The organism is Celeribacter indicus (assembly GCF_000819565.1).
Taxonomy (GTDB): Bacteria; Pseudomonadota; Alphaproteobacteria; order Rhodobacterales; family Rhodobacteraceae; genus Celeribacter; species Celeribacter indicus.
In genome coordinates this window covers 767,200-792,701 of record NZ_CP004393.1, presented here as the reverse complement: position 1 = coordinate 792,701, position 25,502 = coordinate 767,200, and the positions used below count along the sequence as shown (strand labels likewise).

21 protein-coding genes are annotated in these 25,502 nt (G+C 68.6%); 10 read left to right on the top strand and 11 right to left on the bottom strand.

Going from position 1 to position 25,502, the window contains the following annotated elements:
* Nucleotides 1–2,229 (top strand): glycosyltransferase family 2 protein, encoded by a 2,229-nt coding sequence (locus P73_RS04050; RefSeq protein ID WP_245629230.1) that lies wholly within the window; start codon nucleotides 1–3, stop codon nucleotides 2,227–2,229.
* Nucleotides 2,230–2,255: 26 nt separating this feature from the next.
* Nucleotides 2,256–3,143: a hypothetical protein gene (locus P73_RS04045; protein WP_043868570.1), complete on the top strand. Its 888-nt coding sequence runs from the start codon at nucleotides 2,256–2,258 to the stop codon at nucleotides 3,141–3,143.
* A gap of 6 nt (nucleotides 3,144–3,149) precedes the next feature.
* On the opposite strand, the gene rpe is transcribed toward P73_RS04045, so the two are convergent.
* Complete coding sequence (rpe, locus tag P73_RS04040; protein ID WP_043868569.1) at nucleotides 3,150–3,848, bottom strand: ribulose-phosphate 3-epimerase; 699 nt, start codon at nucleotides 3,846–3,848, stop codon at nucleotides 3,150–3,152.
* A gap of 175 nt (nucleotides 3,849–4,023) precedes the next feature.
* On the opposite strand from rpe, the gene P73_RS04035 reads away from it, so the two are divergent.
* The 3 genes from P73_RS04035 to P73_RS04025 all read left to right on the top strand — a co-directional run bounded on the left by P73_RS04035 (nucleotide 4,024) and on the right by P73_RS04025 (nucleotide 8,303).
* A complete protein-coding gene (locus P73_RS04035) occupies nucleotides 4,024–4,866 on the top strand; it encodes a helix-turn-helix domain-containing protein (protein WP_043868568.1) in 843 nt (280 codons plus the stop codon).
* Between the two features lie 71 nt (nucleotides 4,867–4,937).
* Nucleotides 4,938–5,945, top strand: coding sequence for a deoxyribose-phosphate aldolase (deoC, locus tag P73_RS04030; RefSeq protein WP_052453030.1), 1,008 nt, complete (start codon nucleotides 4,938–4,940; stop codon nucleotides 5,943–5,945).
* A 21-nt stretch (nucleotides 5,946–5,966) separates the two neighbouring features.
* The gene (locus tag P73_RS04025) at nucleotides 5,967–8,303 is read left to right on the top strand and encodes an aldehyde dehydrogenase family protein (RefSeq protein WP_043868567.1); all 2,337 of its coding nucleotides are present in this window, start codon (nucleotides 5,967–5,969) and stop codon (nucleotides 8,301–8,303) included.
* A 15-nt stretch (nucleotides 8,304–8,318) separates the two neighbouring features.
* On the opposite strand, the gene P73_RS04020 is transcribed toward P73_RS04025, so the two are convergent.
* From P73_RS04020 to P73_RS04010, 3 genes are all read right to left on the bottom strand, one after another.
* Entirely contained in the window at nucleotides 8,319–8,954 is a 636-nt protein-coding gene (locus tag P73_RS04020; RefSeq protein WP_043868566.1) for a DUF1523 family protein, read from the bottom strand.
* A gap of 12 nt (nucleotides 8,955–8,966) precedes the next feature.
* Nucleotides 8,967–9,233 carry a hypothetical protein gene (locus P73_RS04015; protein ID WP_043868565.1) on the bottom strand — a complete coding sequence of 89 codons (267 nt, stop codon included), beginning with the start codon at nucleotides 9,231–9,233 and terminating at the stop codon, nucleotides 8,967–8,969.
* Between the two features lie 78 nt (nucleotides 9,234–9,311).
* Nucleotides 9,312–9,704 carry a hypothetical protein gene (locus tag P73_RS04010; RefSeq protein WP_043868564.1) on the bottom strand — a complete coding sequence of 131 codons (393 nt, stop codon included), beginning with the start codon at nucleotides 9,702–9,704 and terminating at the stop codon, nucleotides 9,312–9,314.
* A gap of 442 nt (nucleotides 9,705–10,146) precedes the next feature.
* Here P73_RS04010 and P73_RS26385 point away from each other — a divergent pair, with 442 nt between their 5' ends.
* Both P73_RS26385 and P73_RS04000 read left to right on the top strand, forming a co-directional pair.
* A complete protein-coding gene (locus tag P73_RS26385; RefSeq protein ID WP_052453028.1) occupies nucleotides 10,147–10,362 on the top strand; it encodes a hypothetical protein in 216 nt (71 codons plus the stop codon).
* Nucleotides 10,363–10,435: 73 nt separating this feature from the next.
* The gene (locus P73_RS04000; RefSeq protein ID WP_043868563.1) at nucleotides 10,436–11,914 is read left to right on the top strand and encodes an NAD-dependent succinate-semialdehyde dehydrogenase; all 1,479 of its coding nucleotides are present in this window, start codon (nucleotides 10,436–10,438) and stop codon (nucleotides 11,912–11,914) included.
* A gap of 169 nt (nucleotides 11,915–12,083) precedes the next feature.
* On the opposite strand, the gene P73_RS03995 is transcribed toward P73_RS04000, so the two are convergent.
* Nucleotides 12,084–13,292: an aminotransferase-like domain-containing protein gene (locus P73_RS03995; protein ID WP_043868562.1), complete on the bottom strand. Its 1,209-nt coding sequence runs from the start codon at nucleotides 13,290–13,292 to the stop codon at nucleotides 12,084–12,086.
* A 183-nt stretch (nucleotides 13,293–13,475) separates the two neighbouring features.
* Between P73_RS03995 and P73_RS03990 the strand changes: the two genes are divergently transcribed.
* The gene (locus tag P73_RS03990) at nucleotides 13,476–15,632 is read left to right on the top strand and encodes an esterase-like activity of phytase family protein (protein ID WP_043868561.1); all 2,157 of its coding nucleotides are present in this window, start codon (nucleotides 13,476–13,478) and stop codon (nucleotides 15,630–15,632) included.
* A gap of 83 nt (nucleotides 15,633–15,715) precedes the next feature.
* On the opposite strand, the gene P73_RS03985 is transcribed toward P73_RS03990, so the two are convergent.
* On the bottom strand, nucleotides 15,716–16,195 hold the full coding sequence (locus tag P73_RS03985) for an Hsp20 family protein (protein WP_043868560.1): 480 nt from the start codon (nucleotides 16,193–16,195) through the stop codon (nucleotides 15,716–15,718).
* A gap of 117 nt (nucleotides 16,196–16,312) precedes the next feature.
* Entirely contained in the window at nucleotides 16,313–17,116 is an 804-nt protein-coding gene (locus tag P73_RS03980) for a trypsin-like serine peptidase (protein ID WP_043868559.1), read from the bottom strand.
* 223 nt (nucleotides 17,117–17,339) lie between these two features.
* On the opposite strand from P73_RS03980, the gene P73_RS03975 reads away from it, so the two are divergent.
* The gene (locus P73_RS03975) at nucleotides 17,340–18,035 is read left to right on the top strand and encodes a DUF599 domain-containing protein (RefSeq protein ID WP_043868558.1); all 696 of its coding nucleotides are present in this window, start codon (nucleotides 17,340–17,342) and stop codon (nucleotides 18,033–18,035) included.
* 80 nt (nucleotides 18,036–18,115) lie between these two features.
* Here the strand turns inward: P73_RS03975 and P73_RS03970 are convergent, their stop codons facing one another.
* From P73_RS03970 to P73_RS03955, 4 genes are read right to left on the bottom strand one after another with little or no spacing between them, the layout of a single operon-like run.
* Complete coding sequence (locus P73_RS03970) at nucleotides 18,116–20,179, bottom strand: membrane protein (RefSeq protein ID WP_043868557.1); 2,064 nt, start codon at nucleotides 20,177–20,179, stop codon at nucleotides 18,116–18,118.
* On the bottom strand, nucleotides 20,176–22,935 hold the full coding sequence (locus P73_RS03965) for a DUF4159 domain-containing protein (RefSeq protein WP_043868556.1): 2,760 nt from the start codon (nucleotides 22,933–22,935) through the stop codon (nucleotides 20,176–20,178). Before P73_RS03965 ends, P73_RS03970 begins: the two co-directional genes overlap by 4 nt.
* The gene (locus P73_RS03960; RefSeq protein ID WP_043868555.1) at nucleotides 22,935–23,816 is read right to left on the bottom strand and encodes a DUF58 domain-containing protein; all 882 of its coding nucleotides are present in this window, start codon (nucleotides 23,814–23,816) and stop codon (nucleotides 22,935–22,937) included. The genes P73_RS03965 and P73_RS03960 overlap by 1 nt, the downstream gene beginning before the upstream one ends.
* Nucleotides 23,813–24,832 carry an AAA family ATPase gene (locus P73_RS03955; protein ID WP_043868554.1) on the bottom strand — a complete coding sequence of 340 codons (1,020 nt, stop codon included), beginning with the start codon at nucleotides 24,830–24,832 and terminating at the stop codon, nucleotides 23,813–23,815. The genes P73_RS03960 and P73_RS03955 overlap by 4 nt, the downstream gene beginning before the upstream one ends.
* Nucleotides 24,833–24,923: 91 nt before the next feature.
* Here P73_RS03955 and P73_RS03950 point away from each other — a divergent pair, with 91 nt between their 5' ends.
* Nucleotides 24,924–25,487: a DUF1285 domain-containing protein gene (locus P73_RS03950; RefSeq protein ID WP_043868553.1), complete on the top strand. Its 564-nt coding sequence runs from the start codon at nucleotides 24,924–24,926 to the stop codon at nucleotides 25,485–25,487.
* The last annotated feature ends 15 nt before the right edge of the window (nucleotides 25,488–25,502 follow it).

Here is a 25,502-nt window from a genome sequence, read left to right as displayed (position 1 = left end):
ATGGCTGAGCTGATCCGACGCATGATGACGGCCCGGCACCTCGGCCCGGCGGTGCTGCTCGGCGCGGTGGCCACGGGCGAGGACCGCGCCGAGCTGTTCTTCAGCCATGACAGCCACCTGTCGGAGGCGATGGCCGGGACCCTGCTCGAGGAGGCGGACATCGCCTCGGTCGGCGAGGCACCCTGGCTCCGGGGCCGGATGCGGCCGGAGGGCATCGACGCTTTCGTCGACAGCCGGCGGGTGGAGATCCGGCCGCTGACGCCCGACCCCGAGCTTCTTCGCGGCCGGAACGTCGCCCTCGCGACGCGCAACGGGGAAAGCGCGGCGACCGTGCTCGACTGGCTGCGCTTCAACGGTGCCCATCAGGGCATGGACGGCGCGGTGATCCTCGACCGCGCGGCGCCGGAGGCGGCGGAGCGTTTCGCGGCTGAGCTGGAGGCCGGCCTGCACGCCCTCCCGCCCGGCCTGCGCGTGCTGCTCGTGAGCTTCGACGTGCCGCTCGGCCTGCGCGACACCGGACCCGAGGCCCACCCGTTCCTGACCCCCGGCGCGCCGGGCAAGGACCGGATGGAGCAGCCGGAACCCGATCCCTGGTCCGCGCCCTTCGCGGAGATCCTGCTCTACGAATTCCTGCGCCGGATGTACCTCCAGACCGCGCGCGCCGTCGCCAATATCGACGTCCACGACCTGATCCCGCGGCAGGGCGCGATAAGCGTGTTCGACCTCGCGCAGGAGGCCGGGAACGGGGTGGTGCAACTCGCCGGACGCCAGGTCTATCCGTGGCGCGTCCGCGACGGGGAGTGCGTGCGCTTTGCCGATCACGTCTGCGTCCAGTTCGACGAGACGAAACGGCGCGGGCGCTGGTGCGTGGCCCCGTCCCGCCTGCCCGAAGGCGCGGTATTGCGGCTGGTGCGGGTCGGCGGCATCGTCCCGGCCGCCGCCGGGGAATTCTATCGCTACATGGCGCTGCGCCACCACGCGCCGACGGTCTCGCGCATCGTGCCGAAAGCCTCGCTCATCCACCACCCGCCGCTGATCGCGCTGGCAGAGAGCGAATGGGGGCACAAGCCGATCCTGATGCCCGAAGAGAAGGTCGAGGCCCCGCCGCGCGGCGACAATTCGGTGACCATCGTCACCTGCATGAAAAACGAAGGCCCCTTCATCCTCGAATGGCTCGCCTATCACCGCGCCATCGGGATCGAGGGATTTCTCGTCTACACCAACGATTGCACCGACGGCACCGATGCCTTGCTCGAGCTGTTGCAGGCGAAGGGGTATGTGGAACACCGCGACAACCGCTTCCACGGCACCGGGCTGAAGCCGCAGCACCACGCGCTCCAGAGCGCGGAGACGGAGCCGGTCGTCACCGAAAGCGACTGGGTGATCTCGATGGACGTGGACGAATTCGTCAATGTGAAGGTCGGCGACGGGACGATGGCGGCGCTGTTCGGCACCCTGCCCGACGCCAATCTCATCTCCTGCACCTGGCGGCTGTTCGGCAACAACGACGTGCATGGCTACCGCGATGACTTCCTGCTCGACCAGTTCTTCCGCTGCGCCCCCGAATTCGCCAACAAGCCGCACCAGGCCTGGGGCTTCAAGACCCTCGCCAAGAACGTCGGCCTGTTCAAGAAGCTCGGCGTGCACCGTCCGAAGGGGCTGAAACCGCAGATCTGGGACAGGATCCGCTGGTACAACGGCTCCGGCAAGCCGATGCCGAAAGAGGAATACCGCAATGCCTGGCGGTCGAATGCCTCGACCTATGGCTATGACATGGTGCAACTCAACCACTACGCCGTGCGTTCGGCTGAGAGCTTTCTGGTGAAACGCGACCGCGGGCGCGTGAACCATGTCGACCGCGATCAGGGATTGGCCTACTGGTTTCGCATGAACAACAACGCCGAGGAGGACCGTTCGATCCAGCGCATGATCCCCCGCGCGCGGGCGGAATTCGACCGGCTGCTCGCGGATCCGGAGATCCGCGCGATGCACGAGGCCTGCGTCGCCGCCCACCGGGCGAAGATCGACGCGTTGCGCGCGACGGAGAGCTACGCGGCCTTCTATGCCGAGCTCACCGGCGCGCGGATGGAAAAGCTGAGCCGGCTGCACGGCCATTTCGGCGCGAACGTGTTCCTTTCGGGACCGGAGAGCGTGCCGGACGAGGTGATCGCGCGCGACCCGGAGGAGGCGTTCTTCTTCACGGTAGAACGCGGAGAGACGGCGCATTGAGCGCCGCATGAGAGGCAGGAGAAGCGATGCAGGTCCATCTGCATATCGGGGCATATTTCACGACGACGACGCAGGTCTTCAACGCGTTGCGGACGAATGCGGCACAGAGCGGCACGGCGCTACCCGTGCGGCGGGTCTACCGGCAGGCGGTGCGCGCGCTCATCGACCGGCTCGACGGGCTGCCCCCGATCGACGCCGAAGAGGCGGAGCTGATCTCCACGATACTCGGGGGGCGGAGCGCCGAGCGGATGGTCCTGTTCGACGTCAACTGGGCCTCGCCGCTGCCGGAGGCACTGGGCACGAGCGGGCGGCTCTATTCCGGCATCGCCTCCCATGCGGCCACGGTGGCCGAGCTGTTTTCCTCCCAGGACCTCTCGGTCAGCATGGCGCTGCGCAATCCGGCGAATTTCCTCCAGACGGCGATCGAGGCGAAGACCGCGCGCGGCGCGCTCGACGCCTTCCTGCGCGCGGCCGATCCGGCGGAGGTCGGCTGGCTCGAGGCAGTCGTGGACCTGCGCGCCGCCCTGCCCGCCAAGGTGCCGCTGACGCTGTGGTGCGAGGAAGACCTGCCGCTGATCTGGCCGCGCCTCCTGCGCAGCCTCGCGGGCCTGCCGGAGGGGGCGCCGGCGACCGAAAGCCTGCTCCCGCTCGGCCAGGTGATGAAGCCCGAGGGGCTGTCGCGGCTCGAGATCTTCCTCAAGGCTCACCCGCCGCGCACGGATGAGCAATACGAGCGCACGGTGCTGGCCTTTCTCGACAAATATGCCCTCGAGGAGGTGCTCGATCCGGTCTGCGACATTCCCGGCTGGGACGCGGCGGCGCTCGCCGCGGTCACGGAACGCTACGAGGCGGATGTCGCCACGCTCGCCGCCCGCGACGACCTGACGATGATCCTGCCGGTGACCGCCGGCTGAGCCGGCTCAGCGCGCGTCTTCGGCGGCGGCGCGGATGGCGCGGATGTTGCGGCCGTAGGGCGCGGGATCGCCGACCGATCCGCCCTTGAACACTGCGGAGCCCGCGACGAGCGCATCCGCCCCGGCCGCCGCCACGAGCGGCGCGGTGGAGGGATCGACGCCGCCGTCCACCTCGATGTGGACCGGACGGTCGCCGATCATCTCGCGCAGGCGGCGCACCTTTTCCACCTGGGAATGAATGAATTTCTGCCCGCCGAAGCCGGGGTTCACGGTCATCACGCAGACGAGGTCGATCATGTCCAGCAGATGCGCGACATGCTCGGCCGGCGTACCGGGATTGAGCGCCACACCCGCCTTCGCCCCCGCGCCCCGGATCGCCTGGAGCGTGCGGTGGATATGCGGCCCGGCCTCGACATGGGCGGTGATGATATCGGCGCCCGCCTCCGCAAAGGCCTCGATATAGGGATCGACCGGCGAGATCATCAGGTGGACGTCCATCACCGTGGTGATATGCGGGCGGATCGCCTTGCACATCGCCGGGCCGAAGGTGAGGTTGGGCACGAAATGCCCGTCCATCACGTCGACATGCACCCAATCGGCCCCCTGCGCCTCGATGGCCTCGATTTCCTGTCCGAAAGCGGCGAAATCGGCGGAGAGGATGGAGGGGGCGATCTTGATCGAACGGTCGAATATCTGGGCGGTCATCGGGCGATTCCTCGGGCTCTGTGCTCTGCCCGGAGGCCTTAGCCGTTTTGCGTCACCCTGTCACGCGCTGCGGTCTGCACGGGAATGCGGCAGGGGGCGCGGGACATGGGCGAAATGACGCCGCAACTGCGTAATTTCCCGCGATGAAGGCGGAGCGCTATGATAGCTTCGCGCCATGACAGCCGCCACTCTGTTTCAATCCGAGATCCTGGCGCCCGGCGAAGAATTCCATTTCTCCCGCTCGGTGCTCTCGCGTGCCCGTCCGAAGGCGCTGCACGACCAAGACTATTACGAGATCTTCTGGCTGCACAACGGCCGCGCGCGGCTCGTGACCGAAGGCGGGCGTATGTCCCTGTCGGAGGGCGATGTGGTCTTTCTCTCGCCCGGCCTGCCGCACGGGCTTCAGGGCGTGGGCGAGGAAAGCCATATCGTCAACATCGTCATCCGGCCGGAGCGCATCGCCTCCCTCGTCGCGCGGTTTCCGGAGATCTCCAGCTATTTCCCCGCCGCCGGAAACGCGCCGGTGCAGTTCCACCGCGACATCCGCCACCTCTCGCGCCTGTCGAGCTCGGCCAAGGCGCTCGAGGCGGCGCCGCGCAGCGCGCTCTATCTCGAGGCCTTCCTGCTTCCGCTCATCGCGGAACTCGCCAGCGAGGCGCGCGGGGAGGCGGCGAAGGTCCCGCCCTGGCTCGCCGACGCACTGATCGCCGTGGAGAGCCCGGCCGTGTTCCGCGACGGCGCCGCGGGGCTCGTCGCGCAGTGCGGCAAGGCCCATGCCCATGTCGCGCGCACGATGCAGGCCTGTCTCGGACAGACCCCGTCGGATTACGTCAACCGGCTGCGCATGGATTATGCCGCGCGCCAGCTCAAGGGCACGCCGGATTCGCTCACCGAGATCGCCGAGGAGATCGGGATCCAGAACATGAGCCATTTCCACCGGCTGTTCCGCACCCGCTTCGGCATGACGCCACGGCAATACCGCGTGAAGCACCAGAAGGGCGTGGTCCAGCCGCTTTGACCGGGCGGTCAACGATTGCCAAATCCCGCCCCGCGTGCCAGCCTGTCCCCCGACCGAGAACGGAGCTTTCGATGGGCACGACCGACATCTCCCCGGCGGCGCAGGCCGGCGCGACCGCGCATCTGCCGCAGTTGCACGAGCCGCGCAATCCGGGCCAGCCGCTCGACCTCGACGTGATCGCCGCGCAGCGGGTCAACACCTCCGCCGTGGAGCGCCGCTGCGCGACCCTGCCCGGACGGCGCAGCGTGAAGAAGGACCACCAGGCCGCCTGGCTTCTGAAGGCGATCACGATGATCGACCTCACCACGCTCGCGGGCGACGATACGCCGGGGCGGGTGCGGCGGCTCTGCGCGAAGGCCGCCCATCCGGTGCGCGCCGACATCCTCGAGGCGCTCGGGATGGGGCCGATCACGACGGGCGCGGTCTGTGTCTATCACGAGATGGTGGAAACCGCGGTCGAGGCGCTCGAGGGCACCGGCATTCCGGTGGCCGCCGTCTCCACCGGCTTTCCCGCCGGGCTGTCGCCCTTTCCCCTGCGCGTGAAGGAGATCGGGGAGAGCGTGAAGGCGGGCGCGCAGGAGATCGACATCGTGATCTCCCGCCGCCATGTGCTCACCGGCGACTGGCAGGCGCTCTACGACGAGATGCGCGCCTATCGCGAGGCCTGCGGCGAAGCGCATGTGAAGGCCATTCTCGCCACGGGCGAACTGGGCAGCCTGCGCAACGTCGCGCGCGCCTCGCAGGTCTGCATGATGGCCGGCGCCGATTTCATCAAGACCTCGACCGGCAAGGAGAGCGTCAACGCCACCCTGCCCGTCTCGCTCGTGATGATGCGGGCGATCCGGGACTATCACCGCCGCACCGGCTACCGCATCGGCTACAAACCGGCGGGCGGCATCTCGAAGGCGAAGGACGCGCTCGTCCACCTTGCGCTTCTGAAGGAGGAGCTCGGCAATCACTGGCTCTCCCCGCATCTGTTCCGCTTCGGTGCCTCGTCCCTGCTGGGCGACATCGAGCGGCAACTGGAACATCATGTGACAGGCCGCTATTCCGCCGCATGGCGCCACCCTCTCGGCTGAGCCCGCCAGAAGGACAGAAAGATGACCGTGAAAGAGATTTTCGACACGATGGACTATGGCGCGGCGCCCGAGAGCGCGGCGGAGGCGCTGGCCTGGCTGGTCGATGGCGGCGACCGCTTCGGACATTTCATAGGTGGCGCGATGACGGAGCCCGGCGAGGTGTTCGAGGCCCGCAATCCCGCGACGGGCGAGGTTCTGGCGCATCTGACGCAGGCGAGCGCGGCCGATGTCGACGCCGCCGTCGCCGCCGCACGGCGCGCACAGGGCAGATGGGCGCGGATCGGCGGGAAGGCGCGGGCGAAATACCTCTACGCCCTCGCCCGGCTCGTCCAGAAGCACGGCCGCCTCTTCGCGGTCCTCGAAACGCTCGACAACGGCAAGCCGATCCGCGAGAGCCGCGATATCGACGTTGCCCTGGTGGCGCGGCATTTCTACTATCACGCCGGCATGGCGCAGCTCATGGAGGAAGAGCTGCCGGGGCGCGAACCGCTCGGCGTCTGCGGTCAGATCATCCCGTGGAACTTCCCGCTGCTGATGCTCGCCTGGAAGATCGCGCCCGCCATCGCCATGGGCAACACGGTGGTGCTGAAGCCTGCGGAATACACCTCCCTCACCGCGCTGCTGTTCGCGCAGATCTGCCAGGAGGCGGGCCTGCCGAAGGGCGTGGTCAATATCGTGACCGGCGACGGCACGGTGGGCGAGCGGATCGTGGCACACCCGGAGGTGGACAAGATCGCCTTCACCGGCTCGACCGCCGTGGGTCGCCGCATCCGCAAGGCCACCGCCGGATCGGGCAAGTCGCTCACGCTCGAGCTTGGCGGCAAGTCGCCCTATATCGTCTTCGACGACGCGGATATGGACAGCGCCATCGAGGGGCTGGTCGATGCGATCTTCTTCAATCAGGGGCAGGTCTGCTGCGCGGGATCTCGGCTTCTGGTGCAGGAAGGGATCGCGGGGGAGTTCGCGGCCCGCCTCGTGGAGCGCATGTCGAAGCTGCGGATCGGCAACCCGCTCGACAAGTCGATCGACATCGGCGCCATCGTCGATCCCGGACAGCTCCGCCACATCGAGGGGCTGATGGCCAGGGGCGGCGGCGAAGGTCATGTGCATCAGCCGGTCCCCGCGCCCGAAGGCTGTTTCTACCCGCCCACCCTCGTCACCGGGCTCTCGCCCTCCTCGCTCCTGATGCAGGAGGAGATCTTCGGTCCCGTGCTCGTCTCCACCACCTTCCGCACGCCGACGGAGGCGGTGCAGATGGCGAATGACACGCGCTACGGGCTGGCCGCCTCGGTCTGGAGCGAGAACGTGAATCTCGCGCTCGACATCGCGCCGAAACTCGTCGCGGGCGTGGTCTGGGTCAACGGATCGAACATGTTCGACGCCGCCGCAGGGTTCGGCGGGCTGCGCGAAAGCGGCTTCGGACGCGAAGGCGGCTGGGAAGGGCTCATGGCCTATACCAGACCGGCGGGACGGGCCGCCCCGGTGAAACCCGCGAAACCCGCCGCCAAGCCCGAGGAGATGGAGGTGGGCGGCCTCGACCGCACGGCGAAACTCTATATCGGCGGCAAGCAGGCGCGGCCCGACGGCGGCTATTCCCAGGCGGTGTTCTCACCGAAGGGCCGGCTCCTCGGCCATGTCTCCCTCGCCTCACGCAAGGACGTCCGCAACGCGGTCGAGGCCGCACGCGCGGCACGGGGCTGGGCCTCGGCAACGGCGCATAACCGTGCGCAGGTGCTCTATTACATCGGGGAGAACCTGTCGGCGCGGGCGGAGGAATTCGCGGCGCGCCTTCGCGACATGACCGGCACGACGGCGGCAAAGGCCGGGGCGGAAGTGGCGGAGGCGATCGACACGCTCTTCACCTTCGCGGCCTGGGCCGACAAGCTCGACGGCGCGGCGAAACCCGTGCCGATGCGCGGCGTCGCGCTGGCGATGAACGCACCCGTCGGCGTGATCGGCGCGCTCTGCGACGACCGGCCGCTCGCCGGGCTCGTGAGCGTGATCGCCCCCGCCATCGCCATGGGCAACCGGGTGATCGCGGTGGCTTCCGAAGCCTGGCCTCTTGCGGCGACGGATTTCTACCAGGTGCTCGACACCTCCGATGTGCCGGGCGGCGTGGTGAACATCCTGACCGGGCCGCACGAGGACCTCGCGAAGACGCTCGCCGGGCATATGGATGTGGAGGCGGTCTGGAGCTTTTCCTCCGCCGATCTCTCCGGCCGGATCGAACGGGAAAGCGCCGGGAACCTCAAGCGCACATGGGTGAACAACGGCCTTGCCCGCACATGGCCGGCACGCGACTGGCTTGCGCAGGCGACCGAGGTCAGGACGATCTGGGTGCCCTACGGCGAGGGATGAGGGGACTGTGCCGCCTCACTTGCGGCGGAACCAGCCCTTGATCCGCTCCACCGCGTTGTCCTTCTTCTCGTCGACGGCGTCCCAGGCCTCCTCGACGTCCTCGACCAGCGGGTCGATCGCGCGTTCGCGGAATTGCGCGAGCATGCGCCAGACCAGCAGCAGCACGATGGCGAGAAACACCAGGATGATGGCGCTGACCCAGGGCACGACCGTCACCTCCGGCCCCGCCACCGGCTTGATCGCCATGGCGTTGGGGAAGGTCGACAGGATCTCCGAACGCCAGCCGTAGTGGGTGATCACGACCCATTCCGGGTTCGCCTTCGTGGAGATCGCGTCATTCGCCTCGGTATAGAGGTTGGCGGTGTCGAACTTGAAATAGGGCGGCCAGCCCCAGCCCGTGTCCTCGTTGCGATAGACCCGCGTCCGGCCCTCCGGCGTCACCGCCTGGATGAACTGCACGTCGCGGCTCTGGATCGTCGCGGTGCCGTTGTCGGGCGCCTGCCAGAAGATCGAGGTCCAGCCGGAGATGTCCTGGCGTTCCTCATAGGTGTTCACGATCCGCACGATGTCGTGCTGCGGCAGCGTGTAGTGAAGGAATCCGCCGACGAGGAGGATCAGAAGGGTGACGAGAACGAGTTTGACATAGCGCATCGGGCGGTAGCCTCAGGTGAAATTCGTGATGTAAAAGACCGCGGCGAAGACCGCCACGGGCACGATATAGACGAGGAGCAGGAGCTTCGGCCGCAGCGAGGCCTCGTACTCCCGTATCCCCTCCTCCACATAGGCGTCGCGCGCGCCGATGGAACCCTCCGCCTCCCAGGCCTCCTCCAGCCGTTCGCGGGTGAGGGAGCGCACGTAGAGGCGCAAGAGGACGTAGATCACGGTCAGGACCACGAAACCGATGATCATGAAGCGCAGAAATCCGATCATGGCGAAACCGCCCCTTCGCGCCGGGGAAAGACTGTTGCCGGCCAGTCTATCCGCCCCCGCCATGATTTGCGAGGGGGATCAGTCGGTTGCCTCTCCGATTTCCGCAGCCGCGTCCGCGGCGCGGATGCCGTCGCGCGTGCGCAGCGTCTCGATCCGGCGTGCGAGACCCAGCCAGGAGAGCGCGAGAAGCGGCACCCAGACCAGTGCGGCGAGGGCCGAACGGCGCAGCAGGAAGACGAGCGTCGGCCCCGGCGCCTCCCGCAACGCCACAAGAACGGGACTGCCGCCGCGCGCATAGAGCAGCCCGAAGAGCACCGCGCCGAGAGCCAGCAGGACCAGCGCGCTCGACAGGACGGAAAGCGCGAGCCGCCGCTGCGAGCGCGTGCCGCGCGGCGTGAGCAGGCCCGGCAGGACGAGCGCGGCAAGCCCGATCAGCAGGACCGGAAGGGCGATGGAGGTGAGCGTGCTCATGGTCGGTCGGGTGCCTCTGTTGGCCGGGGCAGGAAGGCCGCGCGGCCGGAAAACTTCCCCTTGCACCGGGGCGACAGGGTGGTTTGGGTGGCGGCGATGCAACCTTAACCCGGAGAGGACGATGAAGACGACCCTTTCTGTGCCGCGATGGCCGCCGCCGCGATGGCCGACGAGGTGTCCGATACGCTGGGAAACGCGCTGAAAGCCTATGGCGAGGGGGATGTGACCTATGCGCTCGAGGAAGTGACTATGCCCGGAACCTGATGCGGGAGATGCAGACCTCCGCACTCGGCGACCTCTTCCCGCCCGCGCCCGAGGGCTGGCAGGCGGCTGAGGACGCGGACGCGGGAGTCTCGATGATGGGCAGCGGCACTGCGGACGCGAGACGCTATTTCAACGATGCGGCGAGGAATTCACCCTCGCCTATGTCGTGGACAGGCCGATGATCGGGATGATGGGCGGCATGATCCAGAACGCGGGCGCCATGGGGATGAAGGTGGAGCGCGTCGGGCGCGAGAAATTCCTCGACAAGGACGGCGAGATGTCCGGCCTCGTCGAGGGGCGCGTGCTGGTGCAGGCCTTCGGCGCCGACACGGCGGTGATCCTTCCGGTCCTCGAACAGATCGACTTCCGCGCACTCGGGCGCTTCGGCTCCTGAGGCGCCCGCCCCGTTTGATCTCGACAGGGGGCGGCCTAGCTTCCCCCTGTCCCGCGATCCAGAGGAGGTGTTCATGCCCGTTTCCGTCTCAGACGCTCTCAAGGCCCGGCTGAAGGATCCCGGCCTTCTGAACGCACATGCCTATATCGGCGGGGAATTTCTCGTCGCCGGATCGGGAAAGACCTTTGCCGTGACGAACCCCGCCACCGGGGAGGAGATCGCGCAGGTCGTCGACCTCGACCGCGCCGATATCGCCAAGGCCATCGCCGGCGCCAAGCTCGCGCAACGGGACTGGGCCGCCAAGACCGGCAAGGAGCGCGCCGCGCTCCTGCGCACATGGTTCGACCTCATGGTCGCCGCGAAGGACGATCTCGCCGAGATCCTGACCGCCGAACAGGGCAAGCCGCTCGCCGAGGCGGCGGGGGAGATCCTCTATGGCGCCTCCTTCGTCGAATGGTTCGGGGAAGAGGCAAAGCGGGTCTATGGCGAGACCGTTCCCGGCCATCAGGCCGACAAGCGGATCATGGTGATCCGCCAGCCGGTCGGCGTGGCCGCCGCGATCACGCCGTGGAACTTCCCGAATGCGATGATCACGCGCAAGGCCGCGCCCGCGCTCGCCGCCGGGTGCAGCTTCCTCTCGCGCCCGGCCGCGCTGACGCCGCTCTCGGCCATCGCGCTCGGCGTCCTCGCGGACCGGGCGGGCATTCCGGCGGGGGTGTTCAACGTCGTCCCCTCCTCGGATTCCTCCGGTGTGGGCAAGGAATTCTGTGAGAACCCCGACGTGCGGAAGCTGACCTTCACCGGCTCCACCGAGGTCGGGCGCATCCTGCTGGGCCAGGCGGCGGATCAGGTGAAGAAGGTGTCGATGGAGCTTGGCGGCAACGCGCCCTTCATCGTCTTCGACGATGCCGACCTCGACGCGGCGGCGGACGGGGCGATCCTGTGCAAGTTCCGCAACAACGGCCAGACCTGCGTCTGCGCGAACCGGATCTACGTTCAGGACGGCGTCTATGAGGCCTTCACCGAAAAGCTCACCGAGCGGGTGGCGAAGCTTCGGATCGGGAACGGGACCGAGGAAGGCGTCGATCTCGGTCCGCTCATCGACACGGATGCGGTGGAAAAATACCGCACCCATGTGGAGGACGCGACCTCGAAAGGCGCAAAGGTCCATGCCGCCTGCGAAACCGATCTCGGCGGCACGTTCGTCGCGCCGACCATACTCACGGAGGTGACGCAGGACATGCTGGTGACCAGGGAGGAAACCTTTGCTCCCCTGGCCCCGCTCATCCGTTTCAGGGACGAGGGACAGGTGATCGGCATGGCGAACGACACGATCTTCGGCCTTGCCTCCTATTTCTACGCGAAGGACCTGAGCCGGGTCTACAAGGTCGCGGAGGCGCTTGAATACGGCATCGTCGGCGTCAATACCGGCCTGATCTCGACCGAGATCGCCCCCTTCGGCGGGGTGAAGCAATCCGGCCTCGGGCGCGAGGGCTCGCGCCACGGGATCGAGGAATATCTCGAGATGAAATATATCTGCCTTGCGGTGTGACACGGTCGTCCTTTCGCGGCGCGAGCGGCATGCGCCGCCGTCCGGGAATGGGCCGGACATGCCGCCGGGGGCGTGAATATCCGGGATCCTGACACGTTAACCCTAACGTAGATTAAGGTTAACGCGGGCACGGGGTATGGGGGCGAAAGATTGGTGCACGCAGCCCCGCTCACATCGCCGCGCGGATCACCTGGCCGAGCCGGGCGACGCCCTCCTCGATCCTGCCGGGGCCGGACATGGAGAAATTGAGCCGCAGCGTGTTGGCACGGGAGCCGTCGGCATAGAAGGCGCCGCCGGGAACGAAGGCGACCTTCGCCTCCAGCGCCCTCTTCAGAAGCTCCGCGCCGTCCATCTCCGCGGGCAGCGTGAGCCACACGAACATCCCGCCGTCCGGCCGGGTCCAGTCGATCTCCGGCGGCATGTGGCGCTCGAGCGCGGCGAGCATCGCGTTCAGCCGCGCGCCATAGACTTCGCGCAGCTCCGCGACATGGCTGTCGAACACCTCCCGCGCCACTTCGGCGACGGCAATCTGGTTGATCGTCGCGGTCTGGAGGTCGGCGGCCTGCTTCGTCAGCACCAGTTGCGAGATCACGGGCTTCGCCGCCACGACCCAGCCGACGCGGAGGCCGGGGGCGAGCGTCTTGGAAAACGAGCCGAGATAGATCGTGCGACAGTCCTCGATCGTGCCCTTCGCCCCGATCTCGAGCGCGAGGATCGGTTTCACCGCCTCGCCGCGATAGCGCAACTCCTGATAGGCCGCATCCTCGATCACCGCGCAGCCGAGCGCCTCGGCGCGCGCGATCACCGAGCGGCGCTGATCCTCGGTCAGCGTGACGCCGGTCGGATTGGCGAAATCGGAGGAGAGGTAGGCGAATTTCACGCGCCCGCCCGCCGCCTCCGCCTCGGCCGCGATCTCCTCCACGGGGCGGTTCGCCTGCGGGTCGATCCGGTCATAACGGGGCTCATAGGCGTTGAACGCCCCGAGCGCGCCCATATAGGTCGGCCAGGTCACGAGCGCCGTGTCGCCCGGATCGAGAAAGATCTTTCCCAGATAGTCGAGCGCCTGCTGGCTCCCCGCGGTGATCAGGATGTTGTCGCGGGTACAGGGCACCCCGTGCCGCGCCATGTAATCCGCGATCCAGTCGCGAAGCGGCGTATAGCCCTCCGAGGTCGAATATTGCAGCGCCACCCCCGCCGCCTGCGCCTCTGTCGCGCGCGCCATCGCCTGCGCGAAGGCGGCCCGCGGGAAATGGGCAGGATCGGGAATGCCGCCGGCAAAGGAGATGATGTCGGGCTGACCGAGCAGCTTCAGAAGCTCGCGGATCTCGGACGCCTTCATCCTGCGCGTGCGGCGGGCGAAGAGGGGTTGCAGACTCATGGATAAACCTCCGTTCGGCGGGCAGGTGTCGCGCGTCTGCGCAATCAAGTCAATCTGACGGACATGGATCGTGATCCAAAGTTGCGCACAGGGCCGTTTCACAAAAATGAATCCGCAGGGTCATGGAAAGGTTACCAACGCGCTTCACACCCGCCTCGGGACACACAAACCCGAGGGACTTCCATGAAAAGACAATTGCTGCTCGCCGCCTCCGTCCTCGCGCTCGGCGCAGGTGCGGCCGAGGCCGAGATGACATTCAACCGCATCGCCTCCTTCGCGACGCCCGACAACATGGCCGAGGGCGAGGATCGCACGCGCGAAACCTCGTCGGAGATCATCGCCGCGTCCGAGGACGGCATGACCCTGATCTACACCGACAGCCCGCTCGGCGTGGTCGGGCTCGTGGACATCACCGATCCGAAGGCGCCCAGGCCGCTCGGCAATATCGCGATGGCGGGCGAGCCGACCTCGGTGGCGGTGACAGGCTCTACCGCCTTCGTCGCGGTGAACACGTCGGAAGACCATGTGAACCCTTCCGGCCGGATGGTCGAGATCGACCTCGAGACGCAGGAGGTCGTGGAAAGCTGCGCGCTCGGCGGCCAGCCCGATTCCATCGCGCTCTCGAAGGATGGCGGCTTCCTGTCCATCGCGATCGAGAACGAGCGCGACGAGGACGCAGGCGACGGGCGCACCGGCCAGATGCCGGCGGGTTTCCTCACGATGATCCGGATCGCGGACGGGAAGGCCGATTGCGCCACCGCGCAGGATGTCGACCTGACGGGCCTTGCCGACATCTCTCCCGAGGATCCCGAACCGGAATTCGTGGATGTGAACGAGTTGGGCGAGACCGTCGTCACGCTCCAGGAAAACAACCATATCGCGATCGTCTCGGCGGAGGGCGAGGTGATCCGTCACTTCTCCGCCGGCACCGTCGATCTCACGGGCATCGACACGAAGGACAATGGCGAACTGCTCTTCACCGGCACGCAGGAGGGTCGCCTGCGCGAACCCGACGCGGTGAAATGGATCGACAACGACCATTTCGCGATGGCGAACGAGGGCGACATGGACGGCGGCTCGCGCGGCTGGACCATCATGAACAAGGACGGCTCCGTGGTCTACGAGAGCAATTCCGACTTTGAACACGCGCTTGTCCGGATCGGCCATTATCCCGACAGCCGCTCGGATGCGAAGGGCGTCGAGCCCGAAAGCATCGAATTCGCGGACTATGACGGTACGCCCCATGTCTTCGTCGGCTCCGAGCGTGGCTCCGCGGTGGCGGTCTACGACGTGACCGACCCGGCGAACCCGGTCCTGAAACAGGTTCTCCCCTCGGGCATCGGGCCGGAAGGTTATGCCGCGATTCCGGCGCGCAACCTGCTCGTCTCCGCCAACGAGACCGACCTCGGCGCCGATGGGCTGGCCCGTGCGCATGTGATGATCTTCGAACGTGCCGAGGGTGAGGCGGTCTATCCGACGCTGACCTCCGAAGGCACCGACGAGCTGATCGGCTGGGGGGCGATCTCCGGCATGGTGGCGGACGAGGACGGCATGATCCATGCCGTCAGCGACAGCGTCTATGGCAGCCAGCCGACCATCTTCACCATCGACCCGTCGCAAAAACCGGCGCGCATCACCGGCGCGCTGCGCATCACCCGCGACGGCCATCCGGCGCAGAAGCTCGACCTGGAGGGCGTCACGCTCGATGGCGAAGGCGGCTACTGGGTCGCCTCCGAAGGGCGCACCGACCACCTGATCCCGCATGCGATCTACCATGTCGGCGCCGATGGCGGGATCGACGAGGAAATCGGCCTGCCTGCCGAGCTTCTTGCCCACGAACTGCGCTACGGCTTCGAAGGCATCACGAAGATCGGCGACACGCTCTGGATGGCGGTTCAGCGCGAGTGGAAGGACGATCCGGAAAACACGGTGAAGCTCGTCGCCTACGATCTCGAAACCGAGGAATGGGGCGCGGTGCGTTACGAGAAGGCGGAGCCGGAAACGGGCTGGGTCGGCCTGTCGGAAATCGTCGCCCATGGCGACTGGGTCTATGTCGTGGAACGCGACAACCAGATCGGCGAGGCTGCCGTGACGAAAATGATCTACCGCATCCCCGTCTCCGAGATGCAGCCGGTCCCGCTCGGCGGCGATCTTCCGGTGGTCTCCAAGGAAGAGGTGCGCGACCTGATCCCCGACCTGAAATCCTTCGGCGGCTATGCCGTCGACAAGATCGAGGGGCTCGCGGTCACGCCGGAGGGCGAGATCTTCGTCTCCACCGACAACGACGGTGTGGACGACAGCTCGGGCGAGACCTTCTTCTGGTCGATCGGCCGGATGTAACCCGGCCTTCCGCCCCGGAAACAGCAACGCCCGCCGGATCGGCGGGCGTTTTCTTTCGGATGCCGGACGGCGTCGGCGCGGGCTCAGACCTCGGCGGTCTTCTCGCCCTCGAGCACCTTCGTCTCCACGGTGTCGGGTCCGGCGATCGCGATCCGGCGCGGCTTCAGCGCTTCGGGCACTTCGCGTTGCAGGTCGATATGCAGCATGCCGTTCTCATGGGACGCACCCGTCACCTTCACATGGTCGGCGAGGTGGAAACGGCGTTCGAAGGCGCGGGTGGCGATGCCGCGATGGAGATAGGTCCGGCCCTTCTCCTCCTCCGTCTCGGATTTGCGCGCGGACACGATCAGGGCATGTTCACGCTGCTCGATCGAGATGTCCCCGGTCGAGAACCCGGCCACGGCGAGCGAGATGCGCCAGCCGTCCTCGGCGGTCTTCTCGATGTTGTAGGGCGGGTAGCTGGGCTGGCTGACATCCTGGGTCAGCACACGGTCCATGAGGTCGGCGATCTGGTCGAAGCCGACGGTCGCACGGTAAAGCGGCGCGAGGTCAAAATTGCGCATGGGTATCCTCCATTGAGCGATTCCGATGTGAATGCCTTCCGCTTCGCGGACAGGCGACATGCCGGACCCTGTCGCAGGCGCCCGACATCAGGAATCTGGGAAGGCCCGGAGGCGGTTTCAAGGGGTCTGATGCCCCGCGCGCTCCGTCATGAACCGCGTGTCGGACAGGACGGGAAGACGGCCCGGCGCGGCCTCCCCCGCCGGCGCCCCGCCGGCCCCGGCAAGGGCCATGAGCGCGTCGAGCGCCTCCCCGACCGCGGTGCCGACGGAAACCTTCCGCCCCTGGAAGACCGCCTTCGCGGAAACCACCGAGACGATGCGCGGCTCCGGCCCCGACAGGTCGAGGATCGGCGCGCCCGAGGCGCCGAAATCGGCGGCGCAGGTGGTGATGAGCACCCCGCCCTGACGCGCCACCACATCGCAGCTTTCCTGGAGCAACGGCGTCTCGCTGCGGTCATGGGCGTAGGAGACGACGCCCAGCGCCGCCCCGGCCTGCGGACCGGAGGAGGAGACCGGCAGCGGCGGGATGGTCGCGTCCGGCACCGGCCGGTCGAGTTCGACCAGCGCGAGATCCATCGCCAGCCGCCCGGCGCGCGCGGGGTCGGCCATGGAAAACCCCGGATGGACATGGACCGCACGGGCGGCGCGGATCGCGAAGGCGCTCCCCTCGCTCCAGCCGGCCTTGAAGGTGATGTCGGCCGGCGCGTGGCGGCGATGGGTGTCGAGGTCGAACAGGCAATGCGCCGCGGTGAGCACGAACCGCGCGGAAATGAGGGAGCCGGTGCAGAAGCTCCTGTCGGCAAAGTCGATGCGCCCGACCGCGTGCCACTCCTGCTCCGCCCCGGTCGCCATCGGCGCGCCCCCGGCCCGGACGGGCAGCGCGGTCATCGCCAGAAAGAAGATCGTCAGCCATCGTGTCATCGGTCCACCCCACCCTGTTCCCATATCAGACTTCAGCGATCTTGGGGGCGCGCTCATGTCCTCCAGGCGGACAGTTTCGGCGATTTCGCGCCGCCCGTCCATCCCGCGGCGCGTCCCCTGCGGCCTGCGGACAGGGCCGCCTGTCCCGCCGGCGACCGACCGGCGCTGTCCGGACGCGATATTCCGGCCTGACAAAGGCCGCGGGATCGGGCATCAGTGGGGCATGACGATCTTTGCGCAATTCCAGTTCTTCACCCTGCTCGACCTCCTCGCGGTGGTCTATCTCGTTCTGGCCTGGGGGGTGCTCGGGCATGTTATCGAGAATCCGCCGGCGTCGCGCGTTTCCACCTCGCTCCTCGTGGCGCAGTACCGGCGTGACTGGATGGTGCACATGATCTCGCGCAAGCCGCGGATCTTCGACGCGACGGTGCTGGCGACGCTGCGCGAGGGGACGAGCTTCCTCGCCTCCGCCTGCCTCATCGCCATCGGCGGCGGGCTCGCGGCCATGTCGAATGCCGAGCGGCTGCGCGGGGTGGCGGCGGATCTGTCCATCCAGGCGCCGGAGATCATCTGGGAGGTGAAGATCCTCCTGCCGCTCTTCTTCGTCACCAACGGATTTCTCAAGTTTATCTGGTCGAATCGCGTCTTCGGCTATTGCGGCGTGGTGATGGCCTCGGTCAGCAATGACGAGGACGATCCGCAGGCGCTGCCGCGGGCGCAGAAGGCGGGGGAGCTCAACATCACCGCGGCGAAGGCGTTCAATTCGGGGCTGCGGTGCATCTATTTCGGGCTCGGGGCGCTCACATGGCTTCTGGGGCCGGTGGGGCTTCTCCTCGGGACGACGGTGGCGATCTACATCATGCTGCGGCGGGAATTCTTTTCGCAGACCCGGTCGATCCTGATGCGCGAGGATCTCTGAACCGGGCGGCGGGACGTGTCGGACGTGCGTCGGCTTTCCGTCGGGCATCCCGCGCCGGGGTGCGGACCGGCGCGAAACGGCTACCGCCTGCCCTCGCGCAGCCAGGCGAAGACGCTCAGGGCGGCGAGCGCCAGCAGCCAGACCCAGCCCGGAAGAAGCGGCGTGAGCCGCGTCGACTGAGTCACATAGGCCTCCCGCGGGGTGATCCCGATCCAGCCGCGCCCGGCGGCGTTGCGCCCCTCGGGCACGGTCCGCAGGTTCGGCACGCCGCCCGAGAGCGCGAGCACGCCCCCCTCCGTCCCGCGCACATAGCTCGCGAGCTTCTCGCCGGTCGCGATCGTCTCCTCGAATTCGCGCGGCGCGGCGGGGCCGAGCACGATCACCGCCTCCTGGTCGCCCTCGCGCAGCCGGTAGAGGCCGAGCTCCGCCCCCTGGTATTCCGCCACGAAGCGGCCGGGGGTGATCTCCTCCATCGGCACGGTCGTCTCCGTCCCGTCGGGCGCCTCGATGGTCACGGACCGCGCGCCCTCGGTGAGGCTGCGGCGGGTGATCGTCATCGTCTGGCCCTCGGCCGTGGCGGTCAGCGCCTCCTCCTCGAGCTCGGGCTCCTTCATCATCCAGTGTGCGAGCCGGCGCAGCAGTTCGAGCTGCGGCCCGCCGCCGTCGAGGCCGCGCGTCCAGAGCCAGGCGTGATCGGACCCGAGCACCGCGACGCGCCCCTCCCCCACCCGGTCGAGCACCAGAAGCGGGCGGTCGTCCACGCCCGACATGACCACCTCGCCGGCCTGCGGGTCGAGGTCGATCTGGCGGAACCAGCGCCCCCAGGAGGGCGTGTCCTCCGGCCCGTGCAACCCGCCGAGCCCCTCGGTCACCGGGTGGCGCGCGCCGAGATCGGTGAGGCGCGGGCGAAAGCCCTGTTCGATCACACGGCCGGTGGGCGCGGTCGGAATCACCCGCGCGAGCGGCGAGCGGTAGAGGCTGTCCGCGGTGGCGAAATCGGGACCGGCGGCGAACAGCACGGCGCCGCCGTTTTCCACATATTGCGCGATGTTCTCGAGATAGGAGGCCGGCAGGATGCCGCGCAGCTTGTAGCGGTCAAAGATGATGAGGTCGAAATCGTCGACCTTTTCCATGAACAGCTCGCGCGTCGGGAAGGCGATGAGCGACAGCTCGGTGACCGGCACCCCGTCCTGTTTCTGCGGCGGGCGCAGGATGGTGAAATGCACGAGATCGACCGAGGCATCGGATTTCAGCAGGTTGCGCCAGGTCCGCTCGCCGTTGTGCGGCTCGCCGGAGACGAGCAGCACGCGCAGCCGGTCGCGCACCCCGTTGATCCGAACCATGGCGGAGTTGTTGCGCGTCGTCAGCTCGTCCTCCGCCTCGGGCAGGGTGAACTGGATCACGTTCATCCCGCCATGGGGCAAGGTAACCGGCACCTCCATCGTGCGGCCGACGGGGATGGTGAATTCCTGCGCCTCGCCGCCGTCGATCGACACGAGAAGCGGCGTCGTGCTCCCGATGTCGCGCGGGACGTCGCCCTGGTCCTCGACCCTGAGCCGGAGCGTCACCTCCTCGTCGAGGATCGCGAAGGCGGGCGCATTCTCCACGACGAGGCGGCGGTCCCAGTCCTCGGGCGCGCCGGTCAGCAGCAGGTGCACGGGCGCGGGGAAATCGGGCGAGACCTCGAGATCGTGGAGCTGCCCGTCAGATAGGAGGATCGCGCCCGCGAGCCGGCCGCGGGGCTCGTCGGCCATCGCCTCCGACAGCGCGGTCATCAGCAGCGTGCCGCGATCGTCGGGCGCATCGGTGAGCGGCACCACGCGCAGCTCCGTGTTCGGGAGGGCGGCGACGCGGGCGGTCAGCGCCTCCACCGCCTCCGAAAGCTGGGCGGGGCGGTCGGAGAGATCCTGCGACGCGCTTTCATCCACCACGAGCAGCACGATATCGCTCAGCGGATCGCGCTCCTCCTCCTGGAGCGAGGGGCCGGTGAGCCAGCCGAGGATCAACAGCGCCGCGAGCGTGCGGAAGGGCCAGCCGGAGAGGCCGCGAAACGCGGCGAAGGCCAGAAGGACGACAGCCACCCCGGCGAGGACCGCGAGCACGGGCAGGGGCAGGATCGGGGAGAAGACGATGTCGCGGATCATTGGCCGAGCCTGTCGAGAAGGGCAGGCACATGGACCTGGTCGGATTTGTAGTTGCCGGTCAGCACATACATCACGAGGTTGACGCCGAAGCGGTAGGCCAGTTCGCGCTGGCGCTCACCGGAGAACCCGCGCCCGACCGGAAGGCGCGGATATCCGTCCTCGCCCACCGCCCAGGCCGACGCCCAGTCACCTCCGCCGATGATCACCGGCGTCACGTTGTCGTTGAGGTTGCGGAACGGCATGCCCTCCGCGCGTTCGGTTTCGGGCGAGGCCTCGACCCAGACCGTGCCCTCGGCATGGCGGCCGGGGAATTCGCGCAACAGGTAGAAGGCGCGGGTCAGGACGTGATCCTCCGGGATCTGTTCGAGCGGCGGAATGTCGAGCGGGCGCGCGAGCGCCTGGAGCTTTGCCCCGGTCGGCGTCGCCGCGCCGAAGCCTGCGACATCCGCATCGCGCGTGTCGAACAGGATCATCCCGCCGGTGCGCAGATAGGCGTTGAGCCGGGCATAGGCCTCTGCCGAGGGCTGCGGCTGATCCGGGGTCACGGGCCAGTAGAGCACCGGGAAGAAGCCGATCGGATCGGTTTCGAGGTCGACCCCCATCGGCGGTGCGGGCTCGACCGAGGTGCGGGCGTTGAGCACGGCGGACAGCCCGCGCAGCCCCGCCTCCGACGTGCCGTCGAGCGCGGCATCGCCGGTTTCGACATAGGCGAGCACCACTTCCTCCGTCGCGGCGAGGGCGAAGGCCTCGTAGTCGTCCTGCGCGCGGGTCTGGCCCGGCAGCGCGAGGAACCCGAGCAGGACGAGCGGCAGCGCCCGCGTGCCGAACAGCCGGCCGGAGAGCGCGAGCGAGGCGATGAGGTCGATCCCCAGGAGCGCGAGGGCGGCCAGCAGGAGATGCGGCGTGAGCGGACGCTCGGCCCGGCTTTCGACGCCCGTCACGGGAACGTCGGCGGGCCAGTCCGCCGGCAGCAGTTCGGTGTCCGGCGCCACGGCGTTGAGCGCGCGCAGGCTGTCGCGCCCCTCGTAGATCCCCGGCGGCGTGGCGGCGGAGGCGCGGGCGGTGGCGAAGTCCTCCCCCGCGACCGGCGCGCGCGTGCCCGCATCGAAGAGATCGCCGAACCCGTCGAGCAGGCGCAGCGGCTGGAGCGTCTGGCCCGTCAGGTCCTCCGCCGTGACCTCCTCGGCGCGCGAGGTGACGGCGAGCCGGTCGAGCATGGAGACGAAGAGGCCGGAGAGCGGCAGGGTGGACCATTCGGCATTCGCGGTCACATGGAACAGCACCACCTGCCCCTGCCCCACGGCGTTGCGGGTGACGAGCGGGGTGCCGTCGGCAAGCGTGGCGATGACGCGGGCGGCGAGATCGGGATCGGGCTGCGCCATGACCTGTGCGGAGACGGTCACGTCGGGCGGGAGGGGCAGGCCGTAGAAGGGTGAGCTGTCGGCAAAGGCGCGCAGCGTCTTCGGCTCTCCCCAGCTCATCGCCCCGCCGATGGTGCGGCCGCCGGCGCGCAGGCGCACGGGCAGGAGCGGATCGCTGTCGTCCCGCGCCACGTCCGAGGCGGCGAGGTTCGGTCCGGCGAAGCGCAGCAGGAGCCCGCCCTCGTTCACCCAGTCGAGCAGCGGCGCGGTCTCCCCCTCGGCAAGCTGGGCGATGTCGGCGAGGATGATGACATCGGGATTGGCATTTATGAGATCGGTGAGCCCGCCCTCGACCACATCGGCCTTTCCGGCGAGCGCGGCGCGCAGGTAGTGCAGTTGCGAGAGAAGTTGCAGCCCCTCGCGGTTTTCGCGCACGGTGACGAGCCCCACCTCGCGGCGGCGCAGGCTGTCGTCGGCGAGGTGTTTCGCGCCTGCGGAGCGCTGGCCGTCGATCTCGAACCGGTCGATCCGGTTGCGCAGCTCGGGCGGCAGGTCGAAGGAGACGGTGCGGGCGGTTTCCCCCGCGTCCATCACCACCTCCTGCCGGGCGAGGATGCGCGCGACACCGGCGGGGTCGGGACCGTGGGCGGCGAGCGTGAGCGTCGCCTCCCCCGCGCCGGCGCGGCGCAGGACGGTGACGTCGACGCCCGTCTCGGTCACCGCGGCGTCGGAGAGCGCATAGAGCGGGCGCGGATTCTCGAACACCGCCACCGGCCCGCGGTCCCCGAGCCGGGAGAGCACCGTGTCGCGCCCCTCGCGCGCGAGCCCGTCGGAGATCCAGAGCGTCGCGAACCCGCCGTCGATGCCGGCGAGCCGCGCGGCGAGCGCCTCCATGTCCGGCGCGTAGGGCGCGGGTTCGAGACCGGCGAGCCGGGCGCGCCAGTCGGCGGCGGAGAGGAAGTCGCAGCCCTCCGCCGCGGGGGAGGTGGCGACGAGGATGCAGACCGTGCGATCGTCCGCCTCGGCCTCCTCGAGCGCCTGTTCCACGCGACCGATGCGCAGCGCCCAGTCCTGCGCCGAAGCCCAGCTCGCATCCATCAGCACGACGAGCGGGCCGGAGGCCCCCGCCCGTTCGACGCGCGGGTGGAGCACCGGACCCGCGAAGGCGACGATCAGCGCGGCGACGGCGAGCATGCGCAACAGCAGCAGCCACCAGGGCGTGCGGTCGGTCTCCACCTCCTCGTCCTTCAGCCCCAGCAGCAGCGCGACGCCGGGAAACCGGCGGCGGATCGGCGCCGGCGGCACGGCGCGCAGCAGCAGCCAGAGCACCGGCAGCGCGACCAGCCCGAGAAGCACCCAGGGCGCGGCAAATCCGATGGGGCCGACGATCCACATCAGCGCGGGCCCTCCATGGCCTGATAGAGCCACAGCAGCGCGGGCTGCGCCGCGTCGTTCGTGTGATGGGTGGCAAAGCGCCAGCCGGCGTGGCGGGCGACCTGTTCGAGCCGCGCCTTGCGTTCTGCCAGGCGGTCGAGATAGCGGTCGCGCAGGTCGGCGGCGCGCAGCGTCTCGTGCCGGATGCCGCCGGTCATGGAGGTGAAGACGGTGCGGCCCTGATAGGGAAAGGCCTCCTCCGCCGGGTCGAGGATCTGGCAGAGCGCGCCGCCGATGCCGCGATCGGCCGCCGCGCCGACCGCCTCCTCCACCCGGTCGAGCGGGCCGAGGAAATCGGACATGAACAGCGCACGCGAATGCGGCAGGAAGCGCGCCACGTCGGGCGCGCCGAATTCCTCCTCGCCGGGGGTGCGCAGGCCCTCCGCGATCCGCCGGAGCTGCAACGCGCCGATGCGCGGCGGTGTGCCGAGCGAGGCGAGCGCGACCCGTTCGCCGCCCTTCATGAGCAGGATGGAAATCGCCATGGCGAGCAGCGCGGCCCGCTCCCTCTTTGCCGGAAGGTTGCGGTCGGAGGCGAAGCCCATCGAGGCGGAGAGGTCGACCCAGAGATGCACCGATTGCGCCGCCTGCCATTCCTTCTCGCGCACGTAATGCCCGTCCGAGCGCGCCGAGCGGCGCCAGTCGATCGCGCGCCCCGGATCGCCCGCCTGCGCCGGCCGGTATTGCCAGAACTCGTCGCCCATGCCGGACTGCCGCCGCCCGTGCCCGCCGAGGAGCAGGGTCCGCGCGAGCTGTTCGGCCTGCGCCTGCAAGGGCGGCAGCGGGCCGGCGAGCGCCTCCGCGCGGGCGCGAAGGCCGGAGGGGGCGAGGCGGTCGGTCACGCGGCGGTCCGGTTTTCCGATGTGGTTTCAGCGACGGAGGCGATGATCGCGGCGAGATCGTCGCCGCGCGCCCGCGCCGCGAAGGTCAGCGCCATGCGGTGAATGAGCACGGGGCGGGCCATGGCCAGCACGTCCTCGGGCGAGGGCGCGAGCCGCCCGTCGAGCAGCGCCCGCGCGCGCGTCGTCAGCATCAGCGCCTGCGCGGCGCGCGGCCCCGGCCCCCAGGCGACAGAGGCATTCACGGTCTCGGTCGCCTCCGCTTCGTGCGGGCGGCAGGCGCGCACGAGATCGAGGATCATGTCCACGACCTGCTCGCCCACCGGCATCCGGCGCAGGAGTTTCTGCGCGGCGATGAGTTCGGCGGCGGTGAAGACCTGATGCGCCTCGCCCTCCTCCGCGCCGGTGGTGGCGATGAGGATGTCGCGTTCGGTCGCGCGGTCGGGATAGTCGACATCGACCTGCACAAGAAAGCGGTCGAGCTGCGCCTCGGGCAGCGGATAGGTGCCCTCCTGTTCGAGCGGGTTCTGGGTGGCGAGCACATGGAACGGCGCCTCGAGATCGTGGGCCTGCCCGGCGATCGTCACCGATTTCTCCTGCATCGCCTGCAACAGCGCGGATTGCGTGCGCGGCGAGGCGCGGTTGATCTCGTCGGCGAGCAGGAGCTGGCAGAAGACCGGCCCCTCGATGAAGCGGAAGGCGCGCGAGCCGTCCGGCGCGGTTTCGAGCACTTCGGACCCGAGGATGTCGGCGGGCATCAGGTCGGGGGTGAACTGCACCCGCGCGCCCTTCAGCCCCATCACGGTGGAGAGCGTGTCGACGAGCCGCGTCTTGCCCAGCCCCGGCAGGCCGAGGAGCAGCGCGTGGCCGCCGCACAGCATGGAGGACAGCACCAGGTCGACCACCGTATCCTGTCCGATGAACCGGCGCGTGATCGAGGATTTCGCCTCCGCAAGCTTCGCTCCCAGCGCCTCGATCTCCGCCACGAGATCGGTCTGGGCGAGGTCGGATTCGGTCATGGCTTCACCTCTCATGCACTATTGTGACACCATTAAGAACCGCTCTAGCTCAAAGCACAAATGACAAAAGGTTCAAGAGGAGGATTTTCGCATGGGCGCCTCGGCAGACAGCATCGCCGCCGCCATCCGTGCCGCCGAAGGGCGCGGGTTGCCGCCGGTCGACAGGTGGGATCCGCCGTTCTGCGGCGATCTCGACATCCGCATCGCGCGCGACGGCACATGGCACTATCTCGGCACGCCGATCGGGCGCGCGCCGCTGGTGCGGCTGTTCTCGACGGTGCTCAAGCGCGAGGGCGACGCCTATTTCCTCGTGACCCCGGTCGAGAAGGTCGGGATCACGGTGGAGGATGCGCCGTTTCTCGCCGTCGATTTCGACCGCGAGGGGACGGGGCGCGCGCAACGACTGACCTTCCTGACCTCGGTGGGCGACCGGGTGACGGCGGATGCGGACCACCCGATCCGCGTGGCGGAGCGCGACGGGGAGCCCGCGCCCTATGTCGAGGTGCGCGGCGGGCTCGAGGCGCTGATCGACCGCAAGAGCTTCTTTCGGCTCGTGGAGCTTGGCGGGACGGAGGAGATCGAGGGGGAGCGCCGCTTCGGCGTCTGGTCGGGCGGCGCGTTCTTTGCCATCGGCCCGGCGGGCGATCTCGACTGACGCCGGGCGGGCACG

Coding starts and splice junctions, on each gene's coding strand:
- P73_RS03995 (WP_043868562.1), bottom strand. CDS start 13,292: ATGAGTCTGCAACCCCTCTTCGCCCGCCGCACGCGCAGGATGAAGGCG.
- P73_RS03965 (WP_043868556.1), bottom strand. CDS start 22,935: ATGTGGATCGTCGGCCCCATCGGATTTGCCGCGCCCTGGGTGCTTCTC.
- P73_RS03990 (WP_043868561.1), top strand. CDS start 13,476: ATGAAAAGACAATTGCTGCTCGCCGCCTCCGTCCTCGCGCTCGGCGCA.
- P73_RS04045 (WP_043868570.1), top strand. CDS start 2,256: ATGCAGGTCCATCTGCATATCGGGGCATATTTCACGACGACGACGCAG.
- P73_RS04000 (WP_043868563.1), top strand. CDS start 10,436: ATGCCCGTTTCCGTCTCAGACGCTCTCAAGGCCCGGCTGAAGGATCCC.
- P73_RS03985 (WP_043868560.1), bottom strand. CDS start 16,195: ATGCGCAATTTTGACCTCGCGCCGCTTTACCGTGCGACCGTCGGCTTC.
- P73_RS04035 (WP_043868568.1), top strand. CDS start 4,024: ATGACAGCCGCCACTCTGTTTCAATCCGAGATCCTGGCGCCCGGCGAA.
- P73_RS03970 (WP_043868557.1), bottom strand. CDS start 20,179: ATGATCCGCGACATCGTCTTCTCCCCGATCCTGCCCCTGCCCGTGCTC.
- P73_RS04015 (WP_043868565.1), bottom strand. CDS start 9,233: ATGATCGGATTTCTGCGCTTCATGATCATCGGTTTCGTGGTCCTGACC.
- P73_RS03955 (WP_043868554.1), bottom strand. CDS start 24,832: ATGACCGAATCCGACCTCGCCCAGACCGATCTCGTGGCGGAGATCGAG.
- P73_RS04010 (WP_043868564.1), bottom strand. CDS start 9,704: ATGAGCACGCTCACCTCCATCGCCCTTCCGGTCCTGCTGATCGGGCTT.
- rpe (WP_043868569.1), bottom strand. CDS start 3,848: ATGACCGCCCAGATATTCGACCGTTCGATCAAGATCGCCCCCTCCATC.
- P73_RS03980 (WP_043868559.1), bottom strand. CDS start 17,116: ATGACACGATGGCTGACGATCTTCTTTCTGGCGATGACCGCGCTGCCC.
- P73_RS03975 (WP_043868558.1), top strand. CDS start 17,340: ATGACGATCTTTGCGCAATTCCAGTTCTTCACCCTGCTCGACCTCCTC.
- deoC (WP_052453030.1), top strand. CDS start 4,938: ATGGGCACGACCGACATCTCCCCGGCGGCGCAGGCCGGCGCGACCGCG.
- P73_RS04050 (WP_245629230.1), top strand. CDS start 1: ATGGCTGAGCTGATCCGACGCATGATGACGGCCCGGCACCTCGGCCCG.
- P73_RS04025 (WP_043868567.1), top strand. CDS start 5,967: ATGACCGTGAAAGAGATTTTCGACACGATGGACTATGGCGCGGCGCCC.
- P73_RS26385 (WP_052453028.1), top strand. CDS start 10,147: ATGATCGGGATGATGGGCGGCATGATCCAGAACGCGGGCGCCATGGGG.
- P73_RS04020 (WP_043868566.1), bottom strand. CDS start 8,954: ATGCGCTATGTCAAACTCGTTCTCGTCACCCTTCTGATCCTCCTCGTC.
- P73_RS03950 (WP_043868553.1), top strand. CDS start 24,924: ATGGGCGCCTCGGCAGACAGCATCGCCGCCGCCATCCGTGCCGCCGAA.